This is a genomic window from Amycolatopsis azurea DSM 43854 (genome assembly GCF_001995215.1).
Lineage (GTDB): Bacteria > Actinomycetota > Actinomycetes > Mycobacteriales > Pseudonocardiaceae > Amycolatopsis > Amycolatopsis azurea.
Map to the genome: position 1 here is coordinate 25,705 of NZ_MUXN01000035.1, position 25,303 is coordinate 51,007.

General features: G+C 69.0%; 21 protein-coding genes. 6 read left to right on the forward strand and 15 right to left on the reverse strand.

Going from position 1 to position 25,303, the window contains the following annotated elements; translation table 11 throughout:
* Window positions 1-33 precede the first annotated feature (33 nt).
* Window positions 34-717 carry a tRNA (guanosine(46)-N7)-methyltransferase TrmB gene (gene trmB, locus B0293_RS40605; RefSeq protein WP_005167010.1) on the forward strand — a complete coding sequence of 228 codons (684 nt, stop codon included), beginning with the start codon at window positions 34-36 and terminating at the stop codon, window positions 715-717.
* Window positions 718-941: 224 nt separating this feature from the next.
* Here trmB and B0293_RS40610 read toward each other — a convergent pair whose 3' ends face one another.
* Window positions 942-3,191, reverse strand: a complete 2,250-nt coding sequence (locus B0293_RS40610; protein WP_005167007.1) for an FtsX-like permease family protein — start codon at window positions 3,189-3,191, stop codon at window positions 942-944.
* Window positions 3,191-3,886: an ABC transporter ATP-binding protein gene (locus B0293_RS40615; RefSeq protein ID WP_005167005.1), complete on the reverse strand. Its 696-nt coding sequence runs from the start codon at window positions 3,884-3,886 to the stop codon at window positions 3,191-3,193. The genes B0293_RS40610 and B0293_RS40615 overlap by 1 nt, the downstream gene beginning before the upstream one ends.
* 180 nt (window positions 3,887-4,066) lie before the next feature.
* On the opposite strand from B0293_RS40615, the gene B0293_RS40620 reads away from it, so the two are divergent.
* The 3 genes from B0293_RS40620 to B0293_RS40630 are packed head-to-tail and all read left to right on the forward strand — an operon-like array spanning window position 4,067 to window position 7,810.
* The gene (locus tag B0293_RS40620; protein ID WP_005167001.1) at window positions 4,067-5,839 is read left to right on the forward strand and encodes a sensor histidine kinase; all 1,773 of its coding nucleotides are present in this window, start codon (window positions 4,067-4,069) and stop codon (window positions 5,837-5,839) included.
* On the forward strand, window positions 5,836-6,486 hold the full coding sequence (locus B0293_RS40625) for a response regulator (RefSeq protein ID WP_005167000.1): 651 nt from the start codon (window positions 5,836-5,838) through the stop codon (window positions 6,484-6,486). Before B0293_RS40620 ends, B0293_RS40625 begins: the two co-directional genes overlap by 4 nt.
* Window positions 6,487-6,502: 16 nt before the next feature.
* On the forward strand, window positions 6,503-7,810 hold the full coding sequence (locus B0293_RS40630; RefSeq protein ID WP_005166998.1) for an amidohydrolase family protein: 1,308 nt from the start codon (window positions 6,503-6,505) through the stop codon (window positions 7,808-7,810).
* Window positions 7,811-8,123: 313 nt separating this feature from the next.
* Here the strand turns inward: B0293_RS40630 and B0293_RS40635 are convergent, their stop codons facing one another.
* From B0293_RS40635 to B0293_RS40670, 8 genes are all read right to left on the reverse strand, one after another.
* The gene (locus tag B0293_RS40635) at window positions 8,124-8,810 is read right to left on the reverse strand and encodes an SDR family oxidoreductase (RefSeq protein WP_005166997.1); all 687 of its coding nucleotides are present in this window, start codon (window positions 8,808-8,810) and stop codon (window positions 8,124-8,126) included.
* A gap of 122 nt (window positions 8,811-8,932) precedes the next feature.
* The gene (locus B0293_RS40640; protein WP_005166995.1) at window positions 8,933-10,657 is read right to left on the reverse strand and encodes a hypothetical protein; all 1,725 of its coding nucleotides are present in this window, start codon (window positions 10,655-10,657) and stop codon (window positions 8,933-8,935) included.
* Between the two features lie 53 nt (window positions 10,658-10,710).
* A complete protein-coding gene (locus B0293_RS40645) occupies window positions 10,711-11,328 on the reverse strand; it encodes a class I SAM-dependent DNA methyltransferase (RefSeq protein WP_005166993.1) in 618 nt (205 codons plus the stop codon).
* Between the two features lie 31 nt (window positions 11,329-11,359).
* On the reverse strand, window positions 11,360-13,000 hold the full coding sequence (locus tag B0293_RS40650) for a DUF7850 domain-containing protein (protein WP_245192149.1): 1,641 nt from the start codon (window positions 12,998-13,000) through the stop codon (window positions 11,360-11,362).
* Between the two features lie 134 nt (window positions 13,001-13,134).
* Window positions 13,135-15,234, reverse strand: a complete 2,100-nt coding sequence (locus B0293_RS40655; RefSeq protein ID WP_005166989.1) for a PhoX family protein — start codon at window positions 15,232-15,234, stop codon at window positions 13,135-13,137.
* A 178-nt stretch (window positions 15,235-15,412) separates the two neighbouring features.
* Complete coding sequence (locus B0293_RS40660) at window positions 15,413-17,467, reverse strand: PhoX family protein (RefSeq protein ID WP_029715428.1); 2,055 nt, start codon at window positions 17,465-17,467, stop codon at window positions 15,413-15,415.
* A gap of 97 nt (window positions 17,468-17,564) precedes the next feature.
* Window positions 17,565-18,782, reverse strand: a complete 1,218-nt coding sequence (locus tag B0293_RS40665; protein ID WP_039920039.1) for an MFS transporter — start codon at window positions 18,780-18,782, stop codon at window positions 17,565-17,567.
* Window positions 18,772-19,242: a MarR family winged helix-turn-helix transcriptional regulator gene (locus tag B0293_RS40670; RefSeq protein ID WP_005168214.1), complete on the reverse strand. Its 471-nt coding sequence runs from the start codon at window positions 19,240-19,242 to the stop codon at window positions 18,772-18,774. Before B0293_RS40670 ends, B0293_RS40665 begins: the two co-directional genes overlap by 11 nt.
* 77 nt (window positions 19,243-19,319) lie before the next feature.
* Between B0293_RS40670 and B0293_RS40675 the strand changes: the two genes are divergently transcribed.
* Window positions 19,320-19,964, forward strand: a complete 645-nt coding sequence (locus tag B0293_RS40675) for an HAD family hydrolase (RefSeq protein WP_005168213.1) — start codon at window positions 19,320-19,322, stop codon at window positions 19,962-19,964.
* Here the strand turns inward: B0293_RS40675 and B0293_RS44565 are convergent.
* The 5 genes from B0293_RS44565 to B0293_RS40700 form a co-directional block, all read right to left on the reverse strand.
* On the reverse strand, window positions 19,961-20,467 hold the full coding sequence (locus B0293_RS44565; RefSeq protein ID WP_245192191.1) for a hypothetical protein: 507 nt from the start codon (window positions 20,465-20,467) through the stop codon (window positions 19,961-19,963). The genes B0293_RS40675 and B0293_RS44565 overlap by 4 nt on opposite strands.
* Window positions 20,467-22,194, reverse strand: a complete 1,728-nt coding sequence (locus tag B0293_RS40685) for an alpha/beta hydrolase (RefSeq protein ID WP_005168211.1) — start codon at window positions 22,192-22,194, stop codon at window positions 20,467-20,469. Before B0293_RS40685 ends, B0293_RS44565 begins: the two co-directional genes overlap by 1 nt.
* A complete protein-coding gene (locus tag B0293_RS40690; RefSeq protein WP_005168210.1) occupies window positions 22,194-22,514 on the reverse strand; it encodes a hypothetical protein in 321 nt (106 codons plus the stop codon). Before B0293_RS40690 ends, B0293_RS40685 begins: the two co-directional genes overlap by 1 nt.
* A 213-nt stretch (window positions 22,515-22,727) precedes the next feature.
* Window positions 22,728-23,810: an inositol-3-phosphate synthase gene (locus B0293_RS40695; RefSeq protein WP_005168209.1), complete on the reverse strand. Its 1,083-nt coding sequence runs from the start codon at window positions 23,808-23,810 to the stop codon at window positions 22,728-22,730.
* 62 nt (window positions 23,811-23,872) lie between these two features.
* On the reverse strand, window positions 23,873-24,418 hold the full coding sequence (locus B0293_RS40700) for a PadR family transcriptional regulator (protein WP_005168208.1): 546 nt from the start codon (window positions 24,416-24,418) through the stop codon (window positions 23,873-23,875).
* Window positions 24,419-24,665: 247 nt separating this feature from the next.
* On the opposite strand from B0293_RS40700, the gene B0293_RS40705 reads away from it, so the two are divergent.
* Window positions 24,666-25,079 carry a DUF5318 domain-containing protein gene (locus tag B0293_RS40705; RefSeq protein ID WP_005168207.1) on the forward strand — a complete coding sequence of 138 codons (414 nt, stop codon included), beginning with the start codon at window positions 24,666-24,668 and terminating at the stop codon, window positions 25,077-25,079.
* Window positions 25,080-25,303 lie beyond the last annotated feature (224 nt).

A 25,303-nucleotide genomic window follows, 5' to 3' on the forward strand; every position in this document is an offset into this window, starting at 1 on the left:
AATGGGCGGGTGGAAAACGAGGACCAGCCACGGATGCGCAGCGTGGTCAGCTATGTCAAACGCGGCGGCCGGATGACCGTCGGGCAGCAGCGAGCCTGGAACGATCTCTGGCCGTCGCTCGGCCGCACGGTCGGCGAACTGCCCGAAGGCACGGTGGATTTCGACGACTGGTTCGGCAGGCAGGCCCCGGTCATGGTGGAGATCGGCTCGGGCATGGGCGAGACCACGTCCCAGCTCGCGGCCGAGGCGCCGGAACTCAACTACGTCGCGGTCGAGGTGTACGACCCGGGTCTCGGCCAGCTGATGCTGCGTGCGGAGAAGCTCGGGGTGGAGAACCTGCGGCTGATGCACGGTGACGCCGTCGTCCTGCTGACCTCGCACGTCGAGCCGGGTTCGCTGGCCGGGGTCCGGCTGTTCTTCCCGGACCCGTGGCCGAAGAAGCGGCACCACAAGCGGCGGATCGTGCAGCCCGAGTTCGTCTCGCTGGTGGCGTCACGGCTCGCGCCGGGCGGGACCTTCCACATGGCGACCGACTGGGAGAACTACGCGGAGCAGATGATGGAGGTCTGCTCGGCCGAGCCGCTCCTGCGCAACCGGTACGCCGATGAGCCCGGCGGCTGGGCGCCGCGTCCGGAGTGGCGCCCGGTCACGAAGTTCGAGAACCGCGCCGACGTCGAGGGCCGGATCTCGCACGACCTGATCTTCGAGCGGGTATAGCTCTTCAGAACGCCTGAAAGGGCCGGTCAGGGACGTCCCCACGTCCTTGACCGGCCCTTTCTTGACACCCCCGTGCCTTGGGACGCCCCCTGCGCGTCCCCGGTGCCCGTTCATCCATCCCCCGACAGAGGGATGACCGGGCACCCGGCTCGTGGATGGTTACCTCCGACTCCACCCACGAGACCTGCTCGCCCCGGCGCCATGACGCCATTCGGGCGAACCTTTTACTCGTCGGCCAGGGGCTCCGACTGCACCCGCTTGAGCGCCGGGGTCGAGACGGATGCCCCGAGCAACGCCACCCCGATTCCCAGCACCACGGGCGCCAGCAGCCACGGGCTCAGCACGACGCCGTCCTTCTCGACCATGCTGTAGAGCCCGATGCCGACCCCGACTCCGACCGCACCCGCGCCGATGGTGGCCACCATCGCGGGCAGGGCCGCTTCCATCCGCAGCGCCCTCGCCAGCACCCGGACCGGTGTCCCGGCCGCGATGAGCGCCCCGAAGGTGCGGCGGCGGTCCATCACCGAACCGGCGGTCGCCACGGCGGCGCTGCATCCGGCGAGCACGCCGGCGGCGATCAGGCCGATCACGGTCACGCGGCGGAGGTCGCCGAGTTCCTGCTGCTGGCCGATCAGGTGCAGGCCGCGGCTGGTGACCTCTTGGCCGGGGGCCGCCCCGACCAGCGCGGTCCGCACGACCTCGCCGTTCTGCGGTGTCGTCGGCACGACCACGTCGTACCTTTCCGGCGTGACCCCCGCGGGGACCAGGGCAGGGTCGATGACGATCGTGCCGTAGGTGTCCTCGTCACTGGACGGGAAGAGGTGCACCGGGGCCTTCGCGTCGAGCGGCGTGCCGGCCTTGTCGTAGTCGTTCGTCACGCTGTAGACCGCCGGGTCGAGGCTGGTCCGGCTGTAGATCGCGGGACCGGGCTGGCAGGAGCCGCCGATGTTCACCCGGAGCAGTTTCGTGGCGTCTTCGCAGGTCATCACGAAGGCGCGGCTCTGCGACTGGTAACGGGTCCCCGCCTGGCCGGTGGTCAGGTAGACCTGGCCGACCGCGACGGCCTTTTCGGTGACCCCGTTACGGGAGAGGGACGCGTTGGTCTTGTCGGCGATCTGCTGCGCCTGGGTCGCGTCGGACTCGGCGTAGAGGACGTTGTCCTTGAAGGTCCGGCCACCGCCGGCCATCGACTCGAACGTCGGCAGCAGCGTGAGCGCCATCGAGCCGGTGAACACCGCGAGCACGACACCCGCCGTGGCCCGATACGCGCTCTTCGGGTCGTCGCGGAGCCTGCGCCCGGCCAGCAGCGACGCGGGTTTGCGCCAGATCCGGACGAACGTGCCACCGACCGCCGAGGTGACCCACGGTCCGATGATCGCGGCCGACGCGACCAGCAGGAAGAGCCCGAGCATCACCATCCCCAGGCTGCCGTTGTCCTGGGTGACCGCGAACAGGAAGAAGGCGCCGGCCACGGGGACCGCGAGCAGTCGCCACCAGTGCAGCGGTTTGCGGGCGTGTGCCGAGGCCGCGAACAGCGGCGTCTTCAGGACCCGGCGGATGCCGAGGACACCCGCGAAGACGACCAGCAGCGGGATCACGACGGCGACCGCGACGGTCGAACCGATCGGGAGGCTGAAGTCCGACGCGAGCCAGGTCCCGCCTGCCCAGGGAACGAACGTCGAGAGGCCTTGGAGCGCCGGTGCCGCCAGGATGCCCAGCAGGGCGCCGACCACCGCGGACAACGCCGTCTCGGCGGCGACGATCTTCATCACCTGCCCCGGGGTCGCCCCGGCCAGCCGCAGCGCCGCCATCCGCACCTCGCGCCGGGCGGCGGTGAGCCGGGCCGAGGACGCGACGAGCACCAGGCTCGGCACGAGCAGGACGATCACGCCGACCCAGGCGAGCAGTTCGAGCATCGGGTCGGGTTTCGCCTGCTTGTCGGGGAAGCCGTCGGCGGCCATCGCCGTCTTCGGCATCGACTCCGGGGTGTGGCCGACGACGGCGACCAGCTGCTCCGGGTACATCAGGGAGTCGGGTCCGAGGGCGTCGACGAGTTTGCCGAACCGGTCCCCGAGCTGGGCCTGCGGCGCCGCCTGGATCAGTTTCCCGAGTTCGGGCGAAACGATCGCCTCGCCGGGGCCGGGCAGCTTCGGGATGCCCGGCGGCAGGCTGAGGATCGGCGAGGTGCCGGTCTGGGCGATGTCGACGCGGATGATCTCGCGGTCGCCCGAGTAGTCCTTGTTGGCCGCCATCAGCAGCGGCGCCGGACGCTGGCTCTCCCCGGACTGGGAGTAGTAGCTGCCGATGTCCTGCCAGATCGCGCGCTGCGAGCGGGCCTGCGTGGCGCCCGGGAGGGAGGCCAGCAGGAGCACCAGACTGGTCGCGACGGCGACCCCGACCGCGGTGAGGATGGCCGACGTGCGGGTCCGGCGGTCGACCCGGAGCACCCGCATGGCCAGCTGGAAACTGTTCATTACGCGGCCAGCCTCGTCGCGATCAGTCCGTCGCGGATGGAGACCGTGCGCGGCATGGCTTCGGCGAGTTCGCGGTCGTGGGTCACGACGATCACCGCGGCGCCGCTGTCCGCGGCCGCCGCGAGCAGCGCGTCCATGGTGGCGCGGCCGGTGCGGGTGTCGAGCGCGCCGGTCGGCTCGTCGGCGAAGATCACCTTCGGCCGGTGCGTCAGCGCCCGTGCGATCGCGACGCGCTGCGCCTCACCGCCGGAAAGCTCACCGGGGCGGCGCTTCTCCTTGCCCGCGAGGCCGAGCTTCGCCAGCCATTCGCGGCCCGCTTCGATGGATTCCTTGCGGCCCTTGCCACCCAGCAGCGACGGCAGCGCGACGTTCTCCTCGGCGCTCAGTTCGGCGACGAGCATCCCGGACTGGAACACGAAACCGAACTCGGTGCGGCGCAGTTCGCTGCGCTTGCGCTCGTTGAGCTGGTCGACCCGCTGCCCGGCGAGGAAGATCTGCCCGGAGTCGGCGCGGAGGATCCCGGCGAGCACGTGCAGCAGGGAGGTCTTGCCCGAGCCCGAGGGCCCGACGATGGCGACCGCGTCACCCGCCTGGATGTCGATGTCGATCCCGGCCAGCGCGTGCTGCGTGCCGTACCGCTTCACCAGTCCGCGTCCGGCGAGCACCGGCTGGCCTGTCCACTGTGGATCTACCACCGTGATTCTCCCTAGTCAGTCACTTGTGTTCCGCTTCGGTGAAGAGCTTCGCTGTGAATCACCTGTGTCCACTTCGGGCAGACGGCCAGTGCTGATCACGCGCGCATCGGCCGATCGGCCGAGGTGGGTCGGGCCGGTCGGCCAAGGTGCGGACGGCGGCGGATCCTCTACCGTCACGGTGTGACAGCAGGTCCATCCCAGAACAAGTTCTCCGTACGGGCGAGCGCGCTCGCGCGCCGTATCGGCATGCCCGCGGTCGTCCTGCTGGCCGCGTTCGCGTTCGACCTGGCGTTCATCACCGACGCCGCGTTCGACGACGCCGGCCCCCGGTTCGTCGACCTGCTGCTGTTCCCCGGCATCTTCGGGATGGTGTTCTGCGCGCTCTGGGCGCAGAAACGCGCCGCCGTCGCCGCCGTCGCGGCTTCGGTCGTGCTGGTGTCCTACACGCTGGTCGTCCGGTACTTCAACATCCCGACCTACTCGAGCGTGCTCGCGAACCTGTCCATCACCGAGGTGGTGGCGGGGGTGGAGATCCTGTTCTACGCCGCGCGCCGGACGCGGCCGGGGGTCGCGTTCGCGGTGATCTCCGGTCTGGTGCTGGCGACGCTGACCGCGGTGTCCGGCCGGTACATGGAAGGCCTGTCAGGCGGCACCATGGCGCAGGCGATGCTGTTCGGCGGCATCCTGCTGGGCGGCACGCTGGTCTTCGCGATTCCAGGGCGCGACCGCATGACGAATCCGAAGCGCTACGAGACGCTGCAGAAGCTCAACAAGCTGGTGATGGGCCAATGGCCGCTCATCGGCATGTTGAGCATCGCGCTGATCCTGGAATTCAGCTTCACCTACGCCAGCGGGGCGCACGGCCTGCCCGTACTGGTCTGCTCGATCATCGCCGCGGTCATCGCTGTCGCGGCGCCGCGGCGACCGGCCGACGCGATGGTCGCGCTCACCGCGGTCATGGTGCTTTCGGCGCTGGTGACGCCGTTCCTCCGGCTTCGCTACGACTACCCGACACCAGGCGGGGTGCCGGGGACGCAGATCGTCGCCGGGATGGGGCTGGTCATCACCCTGGTCCGCGCGGTCGGTCTGAGCAAGGCCACGACCCGGATCGCCGCACTGTCCGCGGTGGTGGCGGGCGCCTGCATCCTCAACACCAACCGGCCGACGCCCCGGCTCATGACCGATCCGGACGACATCGCCGGGTTCGCGGTCGCCGGGGTACTGCTGCTCGGTATCTCGGTGGCTGTCGGCCTGGCGCTGCGTTCGCGGGATTCGGAGCGGACGCAGGTCATCCAGTCGGCGATCAGCGACGCGCAGACGTCGGAGCGGATGGCGCTGGCACGGGAACTGCACGACGTTGTCGCCCACCACGTCACCGGGATCGTCGTGCAGGCGCAGGCTGCGAAGATGATGGGCGAGAAGAACCCGCAGGTCGCGGTCGAGGCGATGGGCCGGATCGAGGACGCCGGGGTGGAGGCGCTCGCGGCGATGCGGCGGCTCGTGCGGAGCATGCGCGGTGACGCGCCCGCCGGAAGCAGCGAGTTCAGCGAGCAGGCCACCACCGATCTCGCCGCCGATCTGCGGTCGCTGATCGAACGGTCGAACCACGGCGTGAAGACGTCGATGAAGCTCGAACTGCCGTCGGACGTGCCGCACGAGGTCGGGCGGTCGGCGTTGCGGCTGGTGCAGGAGTCGCTGACGAACATCGGCAAGCACGCGTCGGGCGCGAAGGAGGCGCTGGTCATCGCCGAGGTGGCCGGGAGCGAACTGCACCTCCAGGTGACCGACGACGGACGCGAGCCGGATCGCCGTCCGGCCGGCGGGTCGGGCGGTTACGGTCTGATCGGCATGCGCGAACGGGTCGCCCTGCTGCACGGCCGGCTCTCCGCCGGGCGGGCGCCGGGCGGCGGATGGCGCGTCGAAGCGTGGCTACCACTTGAAGGAGAAGAGTGATCCGGGTACTGATCGCCGACGACCAGGACATGGTGCGGATCGGCTTCCGGATGATCCTGGACGCGCAGGACGACATCGAGGTGGTCGCCGACGTCCCGGACGGTGTCTCGGCGGTCGCGAAGGCGCGTGAACTGCGGCCGGACGTCTGCCTGCTGGACATCCGCATGCCGGGGATCGACGGGCTCGAGGTCACCAAGCAGCTGGCGGGCCCGGACGTCGCCGATCCGCTGAAGGTGGTGGTGGTCACGACGTTCGACCTGGACGAGTACGTGCACACCGCGCTGCGGAACGGCGCGAGCGGGTTCCTGCTGAAGGACGCGGGCCCGGCGCTGCTGATCGAGGCGGTGCGCGCGGCCGCGCGCGGGGACGCGCTGGTGTCGCCGCAGATCACCGTCCGGCTGCTGAAGCATTTCGACGGTGGCGCGGTGAAACGCGAGATCATCCCGCCCTCGGAGCCGCTGACCGCGCGGGAGCTGGACGTGGTCAAGGCGGCTGCGAAGGGGCTGACGAACACCGAGATCGGGGCCGAGCTGTTCCTCTCGCTGTCCACGGTGAAGACGCATCTGGCGTCTGTGCAGGGCAAGGTGGGTGCGCGGAACCGGGTGGAGATCGCGGCGTGGGCGTGGCGTAGCGGGGTCGTCGACTGAAAGTAGGCTCTCGGTCATGCAACGCCGTTTCCACGCTCCTGTCGTTCTCCCCGCCGACCCCGCTTGCTCGTTGCTGCGTGACGCCGTGGTCGACGTGGACGAGGCCGGGCGTGTCACCCATGTCGGCCCCGCTGCCGAAGCTCCCGAAACGTCCGCTCCCGTGACCCGGTTGAGCGGTCTTCTCCTGCCCGGTCTGGTCAACACGCACGCGCACAGCCCGATGACGCTGCTGCGCGGGATGGGCGGCGACCTGCCGCTGCTGCGGTGGCTGACCGAGATCATCTGGCCCGCCGAAGCGAAGCTGAAGCCCGCCGACATCCGCACCGGCATGGTGCTGGGCTCGGTCGAGATGCTGCGGCACGGTGTCACGACCAGCGCGGAGATGTACTTCGAAGGCGAACAGCTCGCCGACGCGGTGCTCACCACCGGTGGCCGCGTGATCCTGGGCCCGCCGATCATGGAACTGCCCGGGATGGACTGGCGCGCGATGCTGAAGGGCATCGAACGCTGGATCGACACCGACGGTCTCCGGTTCGGCCCCGGCGAGCGGATCGAGGTCGGCTACGGGCCGCACTCGGCGTACATGCTGAACGAAGAGGCACTGCGGGCGACCGCGGAATCGGCGGCCGAACGCGGCGCGCTGGTGCAGATCCACGTGGCCGAGGCGGCGCTCGAAGACGTCAAGCAGCGTGAAGCGCACGGCTCGGTGCCCGCGCTGCTGGAGAAGGTCGGGATGCTGCGGGGCCGGACCCTGGCCGCGCACGCCATCCACCTGTCCGACGAGGACATCGCGCTGTTCGCGGCGCGCGGCGTCGGCATGGCGCACTGCCCCGGCTCGAACGCGAAGCTCGCTTCGGGCATCGCGCGGGTCACTGAGCTGCGCAAGGCGGGCGTCGCCATCGGGCTCGGCACGGACGGCCCGGCGTCGAACGACGACATCGACCTGTGGGAGGAACTCCAGCTCTCGGCGATGTTCGCGCGGCTCGCGACCGGCGACTCGACCGTGCTGACCGCGGCCGACGCCTTCCTGCTCGGCACCCGCGGCGGCGCCGACGCGCTGGGCCGCACCGACATCGGCGCGCTCGAACCCGGCCGGTGGGCCGACCTGGTGCACGTCGACCTCGACGACCCCGCCTTCGCCGCGGGCCTCGACGTCCCGGACGAGCAACTGCTCTCCAACCTGGTGTGGGCCGCCGGCTCACGCCGCGTGCGCGACGTGTGGGTGGCAGGCGAACAGGTCGTCGGCGACGGTGAATCCCTGCGGGTCGACCGCACGCAAGTCCAGGCCGAAGTCGCCGACACCTCCGCACGTCTGCGCTCTTAACTCACCTACCCAGCCCCCCGCCCATCCCAGGGGGCGGCCCCGAGGCCAGTCTATCGGGGGTTGGGGGCGGGAACTGCGGGAAAGCGCTGGCGGGGGCGAGGTTGTCCACAACGGTGAGGGGCTGTGGACAACCTCGGCCGGGCGGGTGCGGATGTCGCGAAAGTGGCTTTGGGGACACCTGAGGTCCTGAAAGTGGCTTTCGCGACACGACCGCGGCCGGGCGGGTGCAGCAAGGTTCCCAATGTCGCATTAGGGACGCTGAGCGTCTCCAATGCGACATTGGGGGCACAAGCCGGAAAGCGCGGGAGCGGAGTCAGACCAGGCCCCGTGGGCGCAGGGTCACCTCGGTCGGGTGCGCGTCGCCGGTGGCGCTGACCGCGGCAAGAACAGCGGCCGCGACGGATTCGGGGCGCAGGAAGCGTTCCGGCTCGTAAGCACGACCCTCGTCGGCGATGATCGCCTGCTGCATTTCGGTGTCCGTGCGGCCGGGGTAGATCGACGTCACCCGCAGCGTGGACTCCTCCTCCCGCAGCGCGTCGGCGAAGGCGCGGACGGCGAACTTGCTCGCCGCGTACGCACCCCAGCCCGGACGCGCGTTCTGCCCGGCACCCGAGTTGATCACCACGACATGCCCCTTCGCGGTACGAAGCGCGGGCAGCAGTTGCCTGGTCAGCGTGACGACGGCGAGCACGTTGACCTCGAAGTTCGCCCGCCAATCGGCGTCGGTGGTCTCCTCGATCGTGCCGAGCCGCGCGACGCCGGCCGAGTGCACCAGCACGTCCAGTTCGCCGAACTCGGCGGTCGCCGCTTCCAGCGCCTCGGCATCGGTCAGCTCGACCGGCCACGCCCGGGCGCCGGGCAGCGTGCCCGCCAGTTCGCCGAGCGCGTCGGCGTCGCGGCCGCCGAGCAGCAGCCGGTGCGTGGGGGCGAGCGCGCGGGCGACCGCGGCGCCGATACCGCGGGTGGCGCCGGTGACGAGGGCGAGGGGGAGATCAGCCATGGCCGCCACGCTAGTACGGCGATCTCGCGTGCTCGAAAGCGTATCTCGCGTGATCAGAGACGGAACTCGCGTGATTGGAGGGCGATCTCGCGTGATTGGAGGGACGACACACCGCGGGCGGGTCAGGTACCGCAGGTGACTGGAGGCGTCACCACCCGCGAGAACCGCACGGAGCCGCGGGTGAACGACCCGATGAGGTTGTCCGCGAACCGTCCGGCCGTCAGCGGATCCCGCACCGACGCGTCGATCGCCGCGATCTCCGGACAGCTGAGCGCCACCCGCGCGGCCGCGACGTCGGCGGCGCGGGCCGGGCCGCCCTCGGCGATCGGGAGGCGCGCCGAATTCGCCAGTTCCCACACCGGGGGCAGCCATTTCTGGTGTCCAGGCCTGCCGTTGGGGAGCGCCGTCGAATGCGCGGCGAACGGGTTGGCGAGGCCGTAACCGTCGCGAAGCCGCATGTCGAGCGGGATCAGCACGCCGAGGGCGCCCATGCTGTCCGCGGCGACGGTCACGTACGGCCGGTCCGTCGGGTACGCGTACCAGCGTCTGGTCGCGTAGTCCTGGACCAGCACCGCAGGGCCGTTCACACCGTGGATGGCGTCCAGCGTCGACGGCATCAGCGGGTGGCCGGCGTAGTCCTCGGCCAGGATCGGGTACTCGTGCCCTGTCGTCTTCGACCAGTACGCCCGCTCGTCGGTGACGCCGACAGCACTCGGAGCAGCGGAGTACGGCGGGCGAAGCGACCCGGCGGCGAACGCCCAGATCCCGACGCTCACCAGGAACACCGTGGTCAGCCTCGTCACCGGCAGGGCCAGCACGGGCAGCAGCAGGCAGAACAGCGCCGGCAGCAGCATGCGCCCGTGCATGAAGTCCCCGCCGACCCTGACCACGTACGCCGAAAGGAGCACCGCGCCGACGACCGGGACCGCGGTGAGCACCGCGAAGGTTTTGTCCACAGTGGACGCGACGGTGACGACGACGGCCGCGAGCAACAGCAGCGGGAGCCAGAGCCAGTACGGCTGGACAAGGTCGACGAAGTACGCCCAGCCGCGCGCCCAGTTCGCCTCAGACGCCTCCTTGACCAACGCGGTGTTCGGCGTCAGCAGACCGTAGTAGCCCATCCGGAACACCTGATACGCCAACGGAAGCGCGGCCGCCACGGCCAGCAACCCCACCACTCGACGGCGTCCCGGCCACGAAAGCACGAGCAGCGCCGACAAGGCGACGACGCTGAAGAGCGCGAGATCCGGCCGCACCAGCGGCCCGAGCCCGGCGACCAGCGCGACCGGCCAGGTCCGCAAATCGTCTATTGTGGACAGACGGAGGACGAGCAGCCACCAGGTGCCGCCCAGCCACAACGTGATCAGGCCGGTCTCCAGTCCGGACGTCGCGAAGTCGCGGAACGGCGGCAGCGCGCAGACGACCAGTGCCCCGGCGGGCGCGAGCCCGTGGAACGCCAACGGCTGGTAGAGCCGCCGGGCGCCGTCCAGGCCGAAGAACAGCCCGGCGACCGAGAAGACCAGCCCGGTCACCACGGAGATCCACTCCAGCGGCACCCCCGGGATCATCCCGAGGACACTCAGCACCGCCGTCCACAAAGGACTGGTGTTGGTCTCGACGCGCTCGCCGATGTTGAACACCGGCCCGTTACCCGCGAGGATCTGGCGGACCGTCCGCAGCACGATCAGCCCGTCGTCGCTCATCCAGCGGCGGCTCCAGGCCAGGTCGGCGTAGACCATCAGCACCAGGCCGAACCCGAACCACGTCCAGGTCGACGGCCGCCGGAACCAGGCGCGCGAAGGCCAGTCGGGCGTGTTCTCGCCCGTGGTCGTGTTCGTCTGCGTCATGGCTCCGCCCGGCTCGGTTGCGTGCGAAGGAGATCAGGCCCGCGACCGGCGAGTCAAACCGCGCGGGCGGACAGACACGACTGAGGCCGCTTCCTCCCTTCCATGGTCAGCCGCGCGGCGACCTCGAAGCCCGCCTGACCCAGCAGGTCGGCGATCCTGCCGGGTTCCAGCAGGTAGGCGTCGTAGGTGACCGGGTGGCCGTACGCCGTTTCCGGGCTCAGCCGCTCGTCGCCGACGTGGAATCCGATCAGCAGACGGCCGCCGGGCGCGAGCGTGCGGCGGAACTCCGCGAACACCTTCGGGAGTTCCTCGGGCGGCAGATGGAAGATCGACCACCAGGCGACGAGACCGCCCAGCTCACCGTCGGGGAGGTCGAGGGCGGTCATCGAGCCGACGGAGAACCGCAGGTCAGGGTACCGACGACGGGCGATCTCGACCATTTTCGGCGACAAGTCGACACCGGCGACGTCGAGGCCGAGCGACGCCAGGTGGGCGGTGACATGACCCGGGCCGCAGCCGACGTCGACGACCGCGCCGCGCACCTGCTCGGCGAACGCGGCCAGCATCGCGCGGCCGATCGGCTCCTGGTCGAAGAGCTGTCCGACCCGGATCGCGTAGTCCTCGGCGACGGTGTCGTAGGACTCGCGGGTGGAATCGAGGTGGGAGGTCACGGTGGGCGACGCTAGCGGCACCCACCGACAATTACGGCTCGATCAGCCCGGCGTCCCTGGTCAGATCCTCCGGCGCCCCCGGCTTGGCCACCGGCGTGCATCCGGTCGCGGGGTCCGCCGCCGAATCGGTGCCGTTGTACTGCGCGGCGCCAGCCCGGGTGAGCTGCCGCGCCCCGGCGTCGAAACACACCTGGTACGAGCCCGGAAGCACGCTTCCGAAGGAGTACCGGCCGTCCGGCCCCGTCACGGTCGAACCGACCTCCTTCGCGGAAGCGTCCTTCAAAGTCACCTTCACGTCCGGGACGCCGAGCTCGTCGCGGCCCTGCAGGCCGTCCTTGTCCTTGTCCAGCCAGACGAAGTCGCCCAGCTTGCTCATCGGCGCGTTGAGCCCCGCCGCGAGCGTCAGGTCCTGCCGTTTCCGCGGTCCGACCGTGGTGGTCGCCGTGCAGCCCGACGTCGGATCGGCGTCGGAGTCCTTCGCGTCGTCGCCCACGTCCTTCGCCGTGTACGTGTAGCCCGCGAACTCGGGCGGAAGCGCGCCGATGTCGAAGCAGACCTGGTAGATGCCGTCCTTCAGCTTGGTGAAGCGGTACTTGCCGCCGGCGTCCGTGGTGAGCGTGCCGAGCGCAGTGCCCGACGCGTCCTTCAATGTCACCTTCACACCCGGGACACCGGGCTCACCGTCGTTCTGGAGGCCGTTGCGGTCGACGTCGTTCCAGACGAACTCGCCGATCTCGTCGATCGCGGGCGGCGGGGTGACCTTGATGGTCGTGGTCGAGGTCTTCTTCGGCAGCGCGCCGCTGGAGACGGTCACGGTGCTGACGTGGCCGTTGTCCGCTTCGGTGACGTTCTTGTGGTCGCAGGTGACGGTCGCGGACTTGCCGGCGTCGAGGGTCGCGATCGGCGTCGGCTGTGCGTCGCAGTACGGGTCGTCGACCTTGACCGCCGCCAGCGTCGTGGTGCCGTCGTTGGTCACCGTGAAGCGGTAGTTCGCGGTGGTGCCCGCCTCGATGGTGGCCGTGGCACCCCAGGCGCCGCTCGCCGGATCCCGTACCTCGGCCTTCACCGAGAACGAGTCGATCCGCAGGTGGACGCAGTCCCACATGACCCAGTTGTGGTCGGTGGCGGCGAAGAACTTCACCGAGCTCGCCGTCGGCGGGGCGACCGACGCCGGGAAGTCCTGCCTCGCCAGTTTGCCGTCGGTCTCGACGGCGTGCGCGACCTTGAGCTTGTTCTCCAGGACGACCTTGTCCGACGCGTTGTAGAACCGCAGTCCCGTCTCCCGCACGGCGTCCGCGCGCCGGAGGTTGACGTCGTTAGTGCCGGTCCAGCCGGTCAGCGTGTAGACGGCGCCGGGCACGAACCTCATCGCCGCGTAGGCGGTGCTGACCATCTTGTCCGGCGTCGAGATCAGGGCGTACTTGCCGCCGTCCTGCTGGTAACCGCCCGCCGTCGACAGCCGGGGGTGCTTGCTCCTCGACGTGCCGGCGGGCACCGGGGCGGCCGGGTTGAACGTGTACCCGGTGGGCGGGCTGCCCTGCTCCACGCTCGGGTTCGGCGCGGCACCGCCGGTGCAGCCGGACGGGATGTCCGGGGCCTGCGCCCGTGCGGGAAAAGCGCCCGTGGCCAGCAGGAGTGTTCCGGCCGTCATCAACACCAGTGCCCGTTTCACAGGGCTGAAGCTAGTTATCCGTCCCCGGTTCCGTAATCGCTGAACCGTGTCGACGAGGGCCCCGATCAGGCAGAACCGAGAGTGACCGGGCGCCGCTGCCGTCTTCCCACGGCAGCGGCGTCCCGGTCACGGGCTTACTTGACGCCGATGCGGCCGACCTGGCCCCAGCGGCCCTTCTTCCACACCGAAACGATCGACGGCCGCGGCTGCGTGGTGCCGCCGTCCGGCCAGTGCGACGTCGGGTTCGCCGAGCTGGCGGCGTTCTCGCCCGGGTGCTGCACGGCGACGAGCACCAGGTGGTCGGTCACCACCGGGCCGCAGGTCTCCGCGCCGACCGGCACCGAGAGGAACTGCTTGACGTGACCGCGTTCCGGGCCGTCGACCGGCACCGAGAACAGGCCGTCGTTGGAGCCGAGCGCGTTGCCGTCGGTGGAGATCCACAGGTTCCCGTGCCGGTCGAACGCGACGTTGTCCGGGCACGAGATCGGGCTGACCTGGTCCTTCGGGAAGCCGCCGAAGTAGGTGTCCGCCGTCTTCGGGTCACCGCAGACCAGCAGCAGCCGCCAGGAGAACTTGGTGGCCGCCGAGTCGCCGCGGTCCTCTTCCCATTCGAGGACGTGCCCGTTGCGGTTGTTGATCCGCGGGTTCGGCTCGTCGACGCCCGCCTTGCCCGCCGCGCCGCGGTCGCTGTTGTTCGTCAGCGCGGCGTAGATCCGGCCGTTGACGGGGTTCGGCTCGATGTCCTCGGGGCGGTCCATCTTGGTCGGCTGGACCTTGTCCGCGGCCTGCCGCGTGAACACGTAGACCTCTTCGGCGGTGAAACCGTCCACAAAGGACTTGTCGCCGGAGACCAGCGGGATCCACTCGCCGACGCCGTCGAATTCGCCGTCCTTGGGGAGCTTCCCGGTGCCGTCGATCTCGCCCGGGCTGTCGCCGGTGAAGCGGGCGACGTACAGGGTGCCGTCGTCGAGCAGCGCCGAGTTGTGGCGGCGCGCGTGCGCGCTCTTGCCCGGCTTGTACTTGCCCTTGGAGACGAACTTGTAGATGTACTCGAAGCGCTCGTCGTCACCGGAGTAGACGGCGACCCGGCCGTCCTTGGTGATCTTGATGTTCGCGGCCTCGTGCTTGAACCGGCCGAGCGCGGTGTGCTTGACCGGCGTCGAGTTCGGGTCGTTCGGGTCGATTTCGACGACCCAGCCGAACCGGTTGGCCTCGTTGGGTTCCTGCGCGAGGTCCCAGCGCTTGTCGAACCGCTCCCACTTGCGGGTGGTCCCGGCGCCGGAGAAGCCGTAGCGCTTGAGGCGCGCGGCCGCGACCGGGTCGGTGACGCTCGCCGCGTTGGCGAAGTACTGGTTGACGTTCTCCTCACCGGAAAGCACGGTGCCCCAAGGGGTCACGCCGCCGGCGCAGTTGTTCTGCGTGCCGAAGACCTTGCGGCCGGTCGGGTCCGCGGAGGTCTTGAGGAACTTCGAACCGGCCGCCGGTCCGCGCACCTCGAAGGCGGTGTTCAGCGTGATGCGGCGGTTGAACGGGCTCGGCACGGCGCGCAGCGCGCCGCCGATCGGGTCGCGGAAGGTCTGCACGACCGAAAGACCGTGGGCGGCCCAGGCGATCTTGACCTGTTCCTCGGTCGGGTTGGCCGGGTCGTACTGGTCGGCCGGGAACATGTGGACCTCGGTGGTGTACTCGTGGTTCACCACCAGCAGGTTGCCGATGCCCAGCGGGTCCTGCGGGATCAGGCCGACGAAGTCGTTGTTGTAGCCGAACTGCTTGGCCTGCGCGGCCGCGGTCTGCTTGTGGAAGTCGAACTTCGGCGCGCCCCACTCGACGGCGTCGCCCCAGCGGATGACGACACGCTGGTCGTAGCCCTCGGGGATGGTGACCGCGTCGACCTTGTTCGGCGGCACCGCTTCGAAGTCGGTGCCGGGCACCGGACGGCCGGGGCGGCCCGGCCTGCCGTGCCCCGCGGCCGCGACGTCGGTGGGCTCGGCAGCGGCGGCGGTGCCGGACAGCGCGGCGAAACCACCGGCGGCCGCCGCCATCACGGCACCGGCCTTGAACGCGCCACGACGGGACAGCATGTTCTTGACGACGTCGCCGAAGTACTCGTTGTCCGACGTGTTCGGCTCGGGGTGGGCGCACGCGTTGCCGCAGCGGTACTCGCAGGTGACCGCGGAGCGGCCGCCGGGATGTGAGGTGATCAACGGCAGGAGCCGCTGAGGCTCGAAGGACACAGGGCCTCCATGTTCGCGGTGGGTTCACGTAGTCCAGTCGGGGGAACGCCGTGACGTTAAGCGACGAACAAGAGCCGGTCCTGGCCAGAAGATGAACAGCGCGCGAACGAGCGATGGCGCGCTGCCGGACCGGCGGCGCGCCATCGACCAAAAGTACTGCTAGATCGTTGGTTATCGACTAAGAACCGATGTCCGCCAGGCCATGCCTGCCGGGTTTCCAGACCGCCACCACCGACGGACGGGGCTGATTTCCGCCTCCGTCGGGCCAATGGGAGGCCGGTTTGTCGGCATTCGCCCCGTCGATTTCACCCGGATGCTGGACACAGACCGTGACGATCTTCTCCTCGACGATCGGCCCGCAGGTCTCCGCGCCGCGGGGCACGGTGAGGAACAGCTTCAGCTCCCCGCGGTTGCGGCCCTCCAGCGGCACCGAGTACAGGCCGTCGTTGATGCCGAGCGCGCCCGCCGAATCGGTGGAGATCCACAGGTTGCCGTGTTTGTCGAAGGCCACGTTGTCCGGGCTGGAGATCGGCGAGACCTGGTCCTTGGGGAACCCGGCGAAGTAGGTGTCCGGCGACGACGGATCGCCGCACACCAGGAACAGCCGCCAGCTGAACGTCAGCGCGAGCGCGTCGCCACGGCGTTCCTCGAACTCCAGCACCTGACCGTGCTTGTTGTTCAGCCGCGGGTTGGGCTCGGTGGCGCCTTCCTTGCCGGGGTTGCCGCGTTCGACGTTGTTGCTGAGCGCGCAGTAGATCCGGCCGGTGCGGGGATGCGCCTGGATGTCCTCGGGGCGGTCCATCTTGGTCGCGCCGACGCGGTCGGCGGCCTCGCGCGTGAAGACGTACACCTCGTCGGCGGTCATTCCGTCCACAAAGGACTTCTTGCCGGACGCGAGCGGGATCCACTCGCCGCTGCCGTCGAATTCGCCGTCACTGGGCAGTTTCCCGGTGCCGTCGATCTCGGCGACGGGGCTGTCGCCGGTGAACCGGCCGACGTAGAGCGTGCCGTCGTCGAGCAGGGTCATGTTGTGCCGCCGGGCATGCGCGCTGTCGCCCGGCTTCATCCGCCCTTTGGAGATGAACTTGTAGATGTACTCGAAACGCTCGTCGTCACCGGAGTAGGCGACGACGCGGCCGTCCTTGGCGACGCGGATGTTCGCCGTCTCGTGCTTGAACCGGCCCAGATGCGTGTGCTTGACCGGGGTGCTGTCCGGATCGTTCGGGTCCAGCTCGATCACCCAGCCGAACCGGTGCGCCTCGTTCGCTTCCCTGGCGATGTCCCAGCGCGCGTCGAACCGCTCCCATTTGCGGGTGGTCGCGGTTCCCTTGATGCCGTAACGCGCGAATCGCTTGCGCGCCACGGGATCGGTCACCGTCTCCGCGTTCCCGAAGTACTGGTTGATGTTCTCCTCGCCGGAGAGGATCGTGCCCCACGGCGTGACCCCACCGGCACAGTTGTTCATCGTGCCCAGCACCACCGTGCCGGTCGGGTCGGCGGCGGTCTTGAGCAGGTCGCTGCCCGCCGCCGGACCGGTCACCTTGAACGGGGTGTGCAGCGTGATCCGCCGGTTGTAGCGGGACATCTTCGGCCGCAGGTGCCCGGTGTCGCGTCCGCGCGACACCTGGACGACGGTGAGGCCGTGTGCGGCCCAGGCGATCTTGACCTGTTCCTCGGTCGGGTTCTCGCGGTCGTAACCGCGGAACATGAACTCTTCCGAGGTGTACTCGTGGTTCGTGACCAGGAGCGAGCAAAGTCCCCAGCGGTCGAGCGGCAGCAGCGCGGCGAAGTCGCAGTTGTAGCCGAACTGCTTCGCCTGCGCCTCGGCGGTCTGGTGGTCGAAGTCGAACTCCGGCGCGCCAGGCAGGACCGCGTCACCCCAGCGGATCACGATGCCCTGCTCATAGCCCTCGGGCACCACGACGGCGTCGAGCGTGTTCGGCTGGACGCGCCGGTAGTCGGTGCCCGGCGGCGGTTTCGGGCGGCCGGTCGGCGCGGCCCCGGGCTCGGCGGACGCGGGCGCGGCGAGCGCGATCGGGGTTCCGGCGGCCAGCGCGACGACGGCGGTCGCCTTCAGCGCGCCGCGGCGGCTCACCGCGCCGAGCACCTCGGCGAAGGTGGGGTTGTCCGAGGTGTTCGGGGCGTCGTGGAAGCACGCGTCGCCACAGCGATAGGTACAGGTCACTGAAGCCCGGCTTGGTGAGTGGCCGGCCAGTAACGGAAGGAACTTCACGCGGACCTCCGGTCAGGCAGTTCGGGAGGTCGACGCTAGGGCAATGGACCAACGGGAGGAAACCCCCCGTTGGTCCATTGTTCACTTTCCGTACAGATCAGAACTCTTCGCCGACGAGCGCGGCCTCCTCGGGCACCCGGTACACGTCCGGCTTGGTGCGGCGCGCGGCGAGCAGTCCACCGGCGAGGACGCAGAGCACGGCGGCGACCAGGAACGGCGCGTGCGGCGAGCCGAACCACTCGGCCACGTGGCCGACCAGGGTCGCGGCGACCGCGCCGCCCATCCAGCGGAGGAAGTTGTAGCCCGCGCTGGCCACCGGACGGGGAGCGTCGCTGATGGACATCGCCATCCCGGTGAACAGCGTGTTGAGCAGGCCGGACACCAGACCCGAGGCGATGATCGCGGCCACCAGCACCGGCTTGCTCGGCACCAGCATCACCGCGAGCAGGACGGCGTAGGCGAGCACGGCCAGCACGGTCGCGTGCCGTTCGCCGAACTTCGCCGCGAGCCGCGGGGCGAGGACCACGCCCGCCACCGCCACGCACAGACCCCAGCCGCAGAACACCAGGCCGACCGCGACCGCGCTCCACTCCAGCACGAACGGCGACCAGGCGAGGACGGCGAAGAACGCCGCGGTGTAGAGGGCGGAACCGATCGAAGTGCGCAGCAGGCCGGTGTGCTTGAGGGCGCGGATCGGGTCGAGCAGGCGGATACGTGGCCGGTCCTCGTGGGCGTCCTTGCGGAGGAAGACCGCGCAGAGCACCAGCGCGCCGGCCATCAGCAGGGCCGTGCCGAAGAACGGGCCGCGCCAGGAGATGCTGCCGAGCAGGGCGCCCAGCAGCGGGCCGACCGCGAGACCGACACCGAGCGCGGCCTCGTAGAGCAGGATCGCGCCGGACTGGCCACCGGCGGCGGCACCGACGATCACCGACAGCGCGGTCGCGATGAAGAAGGCGTTGCCGAGACCCCAGACCGCGCGCAGCCCGACGAGCTGCTCGATCGAGCCGGCGGCGGCGCACAGCGCGGTGGCCAGCACGATCAGCGACAGGCCGGTGATCACCGTGCGCTTGGCGCCGAAGCGGGCGCTCATGGCACCGGTGAAGAGCATGGCCACCACCTGGACGCCCAGGTAGGAGGAGAACAGCAGGGTCACTTCGGACGGCGTCGCGTGCAGGCCTTCGGCGATCGACAACAGGATCGGGTCGACCAGCCCGATGCCCATGAACGCGATGACCGCGGCGAACGCGGTGATCCATACCTGTTTGGGCTGTCCTTTCAGGGCGTCCAACAGGCTCGAGTGGGACTCAGCGCTCATCGCGGATCAGTTCCTCCTTCTTGTCTTCCTGAGTTTCGTGCCGCAGCAACCTGGTGAGGGCGGGGAGCGCGGCTTCGATCGCGGCGCGGTCGTACTCGTCCAGTTCGAGGAGCCGCTCGCGGAGGAATTCCTCCCTGGCGACGATCAACCGGCGATGGAAGCGCTGCCCCACCTCGGTGACCTCGACGAGCACGGCCCGGCCGTCGGCGGGATCCGGACGACGGCTGACCAGGCCGAGCCGTTCGAGACGGCGGACGACGTCGGTCATCGTCGGCATCCGGACCCGTTCGAGGTCGGCGAGCGTGCTCATCCGGCGCGGTCCGCCGTTCAACAGTTCCGACAGCACCGATCCCTGGGTGAGGGTGAGCTGTACCTGCGGGGTCTCCCGGCGGACGAGGTAGTACAGCCGGAACACCAGCGGGCGGAGCCGGTGCGCGAGGTCGGCGACTTTCGTGGTCACTTAGCCATGCTAACTAAAATTACTGAGCATGGCTAAGTAATCTGCCGCACAGGGTGCCAACGCCTAGGGTTGAAGGCGTGGAAGCGGTGATCTTCGATCTCGACGGTGTCCTGGTGGATTCGGAAACGACATGGGACGAGGTCCGCCGGGCCGTCGTCCACGAGTTCCACGGCACCTGGCGCGACGAGTCGACCAGGGCGATGCAGGGGATGAGCACCCCGGAATGGGCCGCCTACCTGGCACACGACCTGGGCGTCCAGCTCCGTCCGGCGGACGTCGCGCAGGTGGTGATCGAACGGATGGCGCGGCGGTACGCGGAGAAGCCGCCGATCATCCCGGGCGCCCCGGACGTCGTGCGCGAGGTCGCGAAGCACTGGCCGGTGGCGATCGCGAGCTCGTCGCCGCCGCTGCTGATCAAGGCGTTCCTGGACATCACGCGGCTACCGGTGCCGACGGCGGTGTCCTCGGAGCAGGTCGGCGCGGGAAAACCGGCGCCCGACGTCTACCTGAAGGCGGCCGAACTGCTGGGCGCGGAGCCGAAGAACTGCGCGGCCGTCGAGGACACGACGAACGGGTTGCGCGCGGCGCTGGCCGCAGGGATGACGGTGTACGCGGTGCCGAATCCGCACTTCCCGCCGGATCCGGCGGTGCTGGCGCAGACGACGGTGATCGGGTCGATCACGGATCTACCCGCCGCACTGGCGTCACTGCCCGACGCCTAGCTGGTCGGCTCCGGTGTGCCATTGCGCCAGACGCAGGGCGACGAGCCGTTCAGATACAGCTCGCCGGACTCGTTGGAATCCAACGCCAGACGGAATCCGTCGTCACGCCTTTCCAGCCAGAGGTACTGCGGGTTCTGCTTCTCTTGCAGGACTTGGTAGTTGTTGTTCTGCGCCCACGAGCGCAGAGCACTGAAGTACTCCGAAATACCCGCAGCAGCCAGGCCGGTCACCTGGTAACCGCGATCGGCCACGACCCGCCCCTTCGGCCCGTTGTCACTCGGATCATCACAAGGCGCTTCCTTGCTCTGCCCGCGCAGCACCAACACGGCTGACGCCGGAAGAGCCGTCTTTGCCTGCTGGATATAGCCTTCAAGCCGCTGGTTCGCCTCTTGAATCGTTATCGTGCCACCCACTTCGCCCTCCTGAGGACTGTCACAACTCGCGACACAGAGAAGCAGCATCGCCGACGCCGCACTTGAGAAGGTCACTTTCCTGTTCTGCATCAATTACCTGGCTGCTTTCCCGCGATTATTCGGCCCATGTCGCGCAGAGCGGGGTTGTCTCGCGTCCAGTATTCGCTGTGAGCGGCCTCGCTGTTGCCGAGAATCGGGCCACTTGGGCCTGGATCCGAGGTGAACGTCCTGCCGCCGAATTCCGGGTCGGTGGGGTCGGGACCGAGGGGGTCGAGGGGATCGCCCTGCCCCTCGATACGAGGGAAGTTGGTGATGTTGATCGCGTCGTTCGCGGCCGTCGTGGAGTACACGTGCTCGGGAGGCATGTTGAGCTGGCTCGCGTGATCGACACCGACGCCCGGACTGGCGACGAGCACGATGTCGTCTACGGCGAGGTGCTCGTCTCTCGCAGCGTGTCCGACGAGGGTCGTGCCGTAGCTGTGCCCGAGGACTGTGTTGTGAGAGGGAGCTCCTTGATGGCTTTCCCTCAGTCCGTCCTGGAAGCTGTCGAGAGCATGTTTCCCGTTGTCGGCGAAACTCTCGTTCGCAGCGTCCATGAGGCCCGGCGGTGCGTCGTAGCCGATCCAAGTGATCACCGACGGTGTTTTCGCTCCGGCCTGCTGCGCGGCGCTGACCATGCTGTCCGCTCGTCCGAGGTCACCGTTGACCTTGGAAAGCTCCGACCCGGTACCGGGCACGTAGGTCGCGACGTTTTGCGCCGTATCAGGATTGCCCATCGCGACGACAGCCCGGCCTGCGCCCGCGTCATCGATGCGCAGCACGTAGGGCCGTTGCTTGGTGGGGTCGTAGTTCGGACTGGCGGGATCGCTCATCGAAAGCCGGTGGTCGATGTCGTCGAGACCGCGAAGTTTCCCGTCGAGTTCGTCGAGATCCGCCTTGAGCGCGTCGAACTCCAGCCGGTCGTTGAGCTTGATCTGACCGGCTCCGGTTCGAGGGAACTCGGTGATCTTTCGCTGTAGTTCGTCGCGTTCATGCCGCAACCTGGACTGCTGCCGGTCCAACAGTTCACGGTTGGCGATGTCGCGCTGCTTTGCCGAGAAACCGTCCCGTGGTCCGACGAGTTCCGGCCGGTCCATGGCCAGCCGGGTCCGCTGCGCTTCACTCAAGGTCGCCCAGTAGGCGGCGTTCTGAGCCGCCGTCGCGCCCTCTGGCGGTGGCGCGGGGATGCTGAGCGATCCCATGGCAGCGCCGGAATTGCCTGCCGCGGCGAGCGAGGTGTTCTCGTTGTCGTTGCCGGTCGCGTCGATGGTCTGTCCGGACATGATCCGGTCGAGCACGAGGCAGAAGTCGTCATCGATGTCGGTCGCGCTCCTGAGCACCTCGGAAACGCGATCGCGCAGTTCCGCCGCGATCGTCGCCCGTTCGCGGGCGACGGCTTCCCTCTGATCCTCCGGGGTGTCCGGGGGCGGCCCGTTGTCGACGATCGCCCCGTCGCCACCGACGGTGAAGTGGTGGGCGCGGGCGAGCCCCTCGACTTCCTTGACGCCGTTCATGACGCCGCTGATCGCGTCTCCGACGTCCCCCGCGCTTCGGCGCAACGAGGCGACCTCGGCGGCGTACTCCTCAAGGCCGTCGATGACCTGATCGACCTCGTCCGCAGCGGCTCCGGCCGCGGTGCCGTGCCAGCCGTCGGCCGTAGTGATGCCGCGCAGGTCTTCCGAGCATGCGACGACCTTGTTGTACGCGGTGTTGACCTCACCGACCGCGCCTTGCAGAGGTGCGGAATCCCATCGAGTCACATCAGCCCAGGTGACCATCAGACCGGCTTCCTCCCACCCGTCGACTGCGCCGGGACAGAGAGATCCGCCGTGGCAGCGTCTTCACGACTGCTATAGAGGTCGGCGGCTTTCGCCATACTCGCCGCATGCGTGTCGAGACGCCGCTCGTAGCCCTGCTCACGATCCCGCAAGGCCTGCTTGACCGCGGCGAGCTTGCCCACACAGCGCGCTCCCGGCATGCCGGCGTCGCCCGACGGCACCGCCGCCGAGCACGTCGCCCCGCGCAGCCCTTCCGCGACCCGCGTCGCCGCTCGCCCCGTACCTCTGATCTTCTCGATCACCACGTCATAACCAGCCATGAGCCCTCCCCTGCTCCGGTAGTCAATCGATCACACTACGGAGCAGAACAGGCCGATTCAATGACCCAGGCATCCCGAAACCGGGGGAAACAGCAGGTAGCGGCGTTGTACTCACGCCTGACCAAGTAGTCCTACCTACTCCTGAAGCAGCGAAGGCTCCCGTCACCGCGTCGTATGCGGTGACGGGAGCCTTCAGCTCACGTCAGAAGAAGCTCACGCCTCGCCGGCGATGAACTTCTCGACCTCGTCGCGCGCGGTCGCGTCGTCGTACTGCTCCGGCGGCGACTTCATGAAGTACGAGGAAGCCGACAGGATCGGGCCACCGATGCCGCGGTCCTTCGCGATCTTCGCGGCACGCACGGCGTCGATGATGATGCCCGCCGAGTTCGGCGAGTCCCACACCTCGAGCTTGTACTCCAGGTTCAGCGGCACGTCACCGAAGGCGCGGCCTTCGAGCCGGACGTAGGCCCACTTGCGGTCGTCGAGCCACTGCACGTAGTCGGACGGCCCGATGTGGACGTTGCCCTTGCCGAGCTCGCGGTCGACCTGCGAGGTGACCGACTGGGTCTTCGAGATCTTCTTCGACTCGAGCCGCTCCAGCTCCTTCATGTTCAGGAAGTCCATGTTCCCGCCCACGTTGAGCTGCATCGTCCGGTCGAGCTGGACGCCGCGGTCCTCGAACAGCTTCGCCAGCACGCGGTGCGTGATGGTGGCGCCGACCTGGGACTTGATGTCGTCGCCGACGATCGGCACGCCTGCCGCGCGGAACTTCTCCGCCCACTCGGGGTCGGAGGCGATGAACACCGGCAGCGCGTTGACGAACGCCACACCGGCGTCGATGCACGCCTGCGCGTAGAACTTGTCGGCCTCTTCGGAACCCACCGGCAGGTAGGAGACGAGCACGTCGACCTCGGCCTCGCGCAGCGCCGCGACGACGTCGACCGGGGCCTCGTCGGACTCCTCGATGGTCTCGCGGTAGAACCGGCCGAGCCCGTCGTAGGTGTGACCGCGCTGCACGGTGACGCCCAGCGGCGGCACGTCGGCGATCTTGATGGTGTTGTTCTCGCTGGCGAAGATCGCCTCGGACAGGTCGCGGCTGACCTTCTTGGCGTCCACGTCGAACGCGGCGACGAACTCGATGTCGCGGACGTGGTACTCGCCGAACACGACGTGCATCAAACCGGGCACGCGGGTGCTGGGATCTGCGTCGCGGTAGTACTGAACGCCCTGGACCAGCGAGGCCGCACAGTTGCCGACGCCCACGATGGCCACCCGAACGCGGCGGTTCTCGCCCATGCCGGTTTCTCCTTCATTAGTCCAACAGTTGTAGGTAATCCGCAGCGGGCACGGAGAGCGCCTCAGGTCTCCGGTCCGCGCTGCTCGGCCTGTTCGTGCGCGATGAGCTCGTTGAGCCAGCGCACCTCCCGCTCGCTGGACTCCAGCCCGAGCCGGTGCAGCTCACGGGTGTAGCGGTCGATCTTCTCCTCGGCCCGCGCCATTGCCGTCCGAAGTCCTTCTCGGCGTTCCTCGACCCGACGACGACGGCCTTCCAGGATTCGCATCCTGACGTCGGCCGGTGTCCTCGAAAAGAACGCCAGGTGGACGCCGAAGCCTTCGTCGTCCCATGTCTGCGGGCCGGCGTCGCCGAGTAGTTCGGCGAACCGTTCCTTGCCCTCGGCGGTGAGCTTGTACACGCGTTTGCCCCGGCGTGCCCATGCCCGGTCTTCCACCTCTTCGAGCTCCTCGACGAGGTAACCGGCACGGAGCAGCCGACGCAACGTCGGGTACAGCGAGCCGTACGAGAACGTCCGGAACATCCCGAGCGTCTCGTGCAAACGTTTGCGCAGCACGTAACCGTGCATGGGGGTCTCGTGCAGCAGCCCCAAGATCGCGAGCTCGAGCACACCGCACCCCCTTCCGGGAACAAACCGCGACCGGTCGCGTTGGCCACCGAGACCGGCTCGGTCAACCTACCGGCCCACTATATCGCGCCGATACATCGGAGTGGTGTAGCTAACCCCGATCGAGCGCTTCGGAACCGGACTAAATTCACCGGAGAGTTATCGAATCTTCGGCGTGTCCGACCGCGCACGCACCGTCCCGCCGAGAACGGGGCGTGGACCACACAGCAAGAGCCCGTACTCTGTTGGCGTGCGAAACCAGCGGCAGGTCGTGGACTACGCCTTACAGCGGCGCGCGCTGCTCAAGGGCGTCCACTCCGGACGGGTCGGCACATACGACGTCTGCGACGCGGGTCCGTACCTCCTGCGGGCCGCGAAATTCCACGGACGACCAGGTGAGCAGGACTGCCCGGTCTGTCATCGGGAGGAACTGACCCTGGTGTCCTGGGTGTACGGCGAGGAGCTCAAGCACGTCGCCGGGTCCGCCAAGACACCGGAAGAACTGATGCGGATGGACGGGCACTTCGCCGAGTTCACCGTCTACGAGGTCGAGGTCTGCCGGAGCTGTCACTGGAACCACCTGGTGCGGTCCTACGTCCTCGGAACAGGAGATCCGGGAAGCACCCGGCCACGGACCCGGTCGCAGAGGACAGCGGGTCAGTGACAGGTATCGAAAACGCAGTTGAGCACAGAGCGGCGACCCCCGAAGCGCCGGTCTGGGAGGCCCATTCGTGAACGACGACCGCAATCGCTCCTGGCCTGGCCAGGAGCCTGATGCACCTCGCCGTGCCCAATGGCCGGGCGAAGCCGACGAACCCGGCTGGCCGGGTGAGGAACCCCCGCGCCGCCCCCAGCGCCGGAACCCGCCGGGCGGCGGCCGCCGCCCGG

Coding starts and splice junctions, on each gene's coding strand:
- trmB (WP_005167010.1), top strand. CDS start 34: ATGCGCAGCGTGGTCAGCTATGTCAAACGCGGCGGCCGGATGACCGTC.
- B0293_RS40630 (WP_005166998.1), top strand. CDS start 6,503: ATGCAACGCCGTTTCCACGCTCCTGTCGTTCTCCCCGCCGACCCCGCT.
- B0293_RS40695 (WP_005168209.1), bottom strand. CDS start 23,810: ATGGGCGAGAACCGCCGCGTTCGGGTGGCCATCGTGGGCGTCGGCAAC.
- B0293_RS44565 (WP_245192191.1), bottom strand. CDS start 20,467: ATGCAGAACAGGAAAGTGACCTTCTCAAGTGCGGCGTCGGCGATGCTG.
- B0293_RS40610 (WP_005167007.1), bottom strand. CDS start 3,191: ATGAACAGTTTCCAGCTGGCCATGCGGGTGCTCCGGGTCGACCGCCGG.
- B0293_RS40640 (WP_005166995.1), bottom strand. CDS start 10,657: ATGACGCAGACGAACACGACCACGGGCGAGAACACGCCCGACTGGCCT.
- B0293_RS40685 (WP_005168211.1), bottom strand. CDS start 22,194: ATGGTCACCTGGGCTGATGTGACTCGATGGGATTCCGCACCTCTGCAA.
- B0293_RS40690 (WP_005168210.1), bottom strand. CDS start 22,514: ATGGCTGGTTATGACGTGGTGATCGAGAAGATCAGAGGTACGGGGCGA.
- B0293_RS40635 (WP_005166997.1), bottom strand. CDS start 8,810: ATGGCTGATCTCCCCCTCGCCCTCGTCACCGGCGCCACCCGCGGTATC.
- B0293_RS40665 (WP_039920039.1), bottom strand. CDS start 18,782: ATGAGCGCTGAGTCCCACTCGAGCCTGTTGGACGCCCTGAAAGGACAG.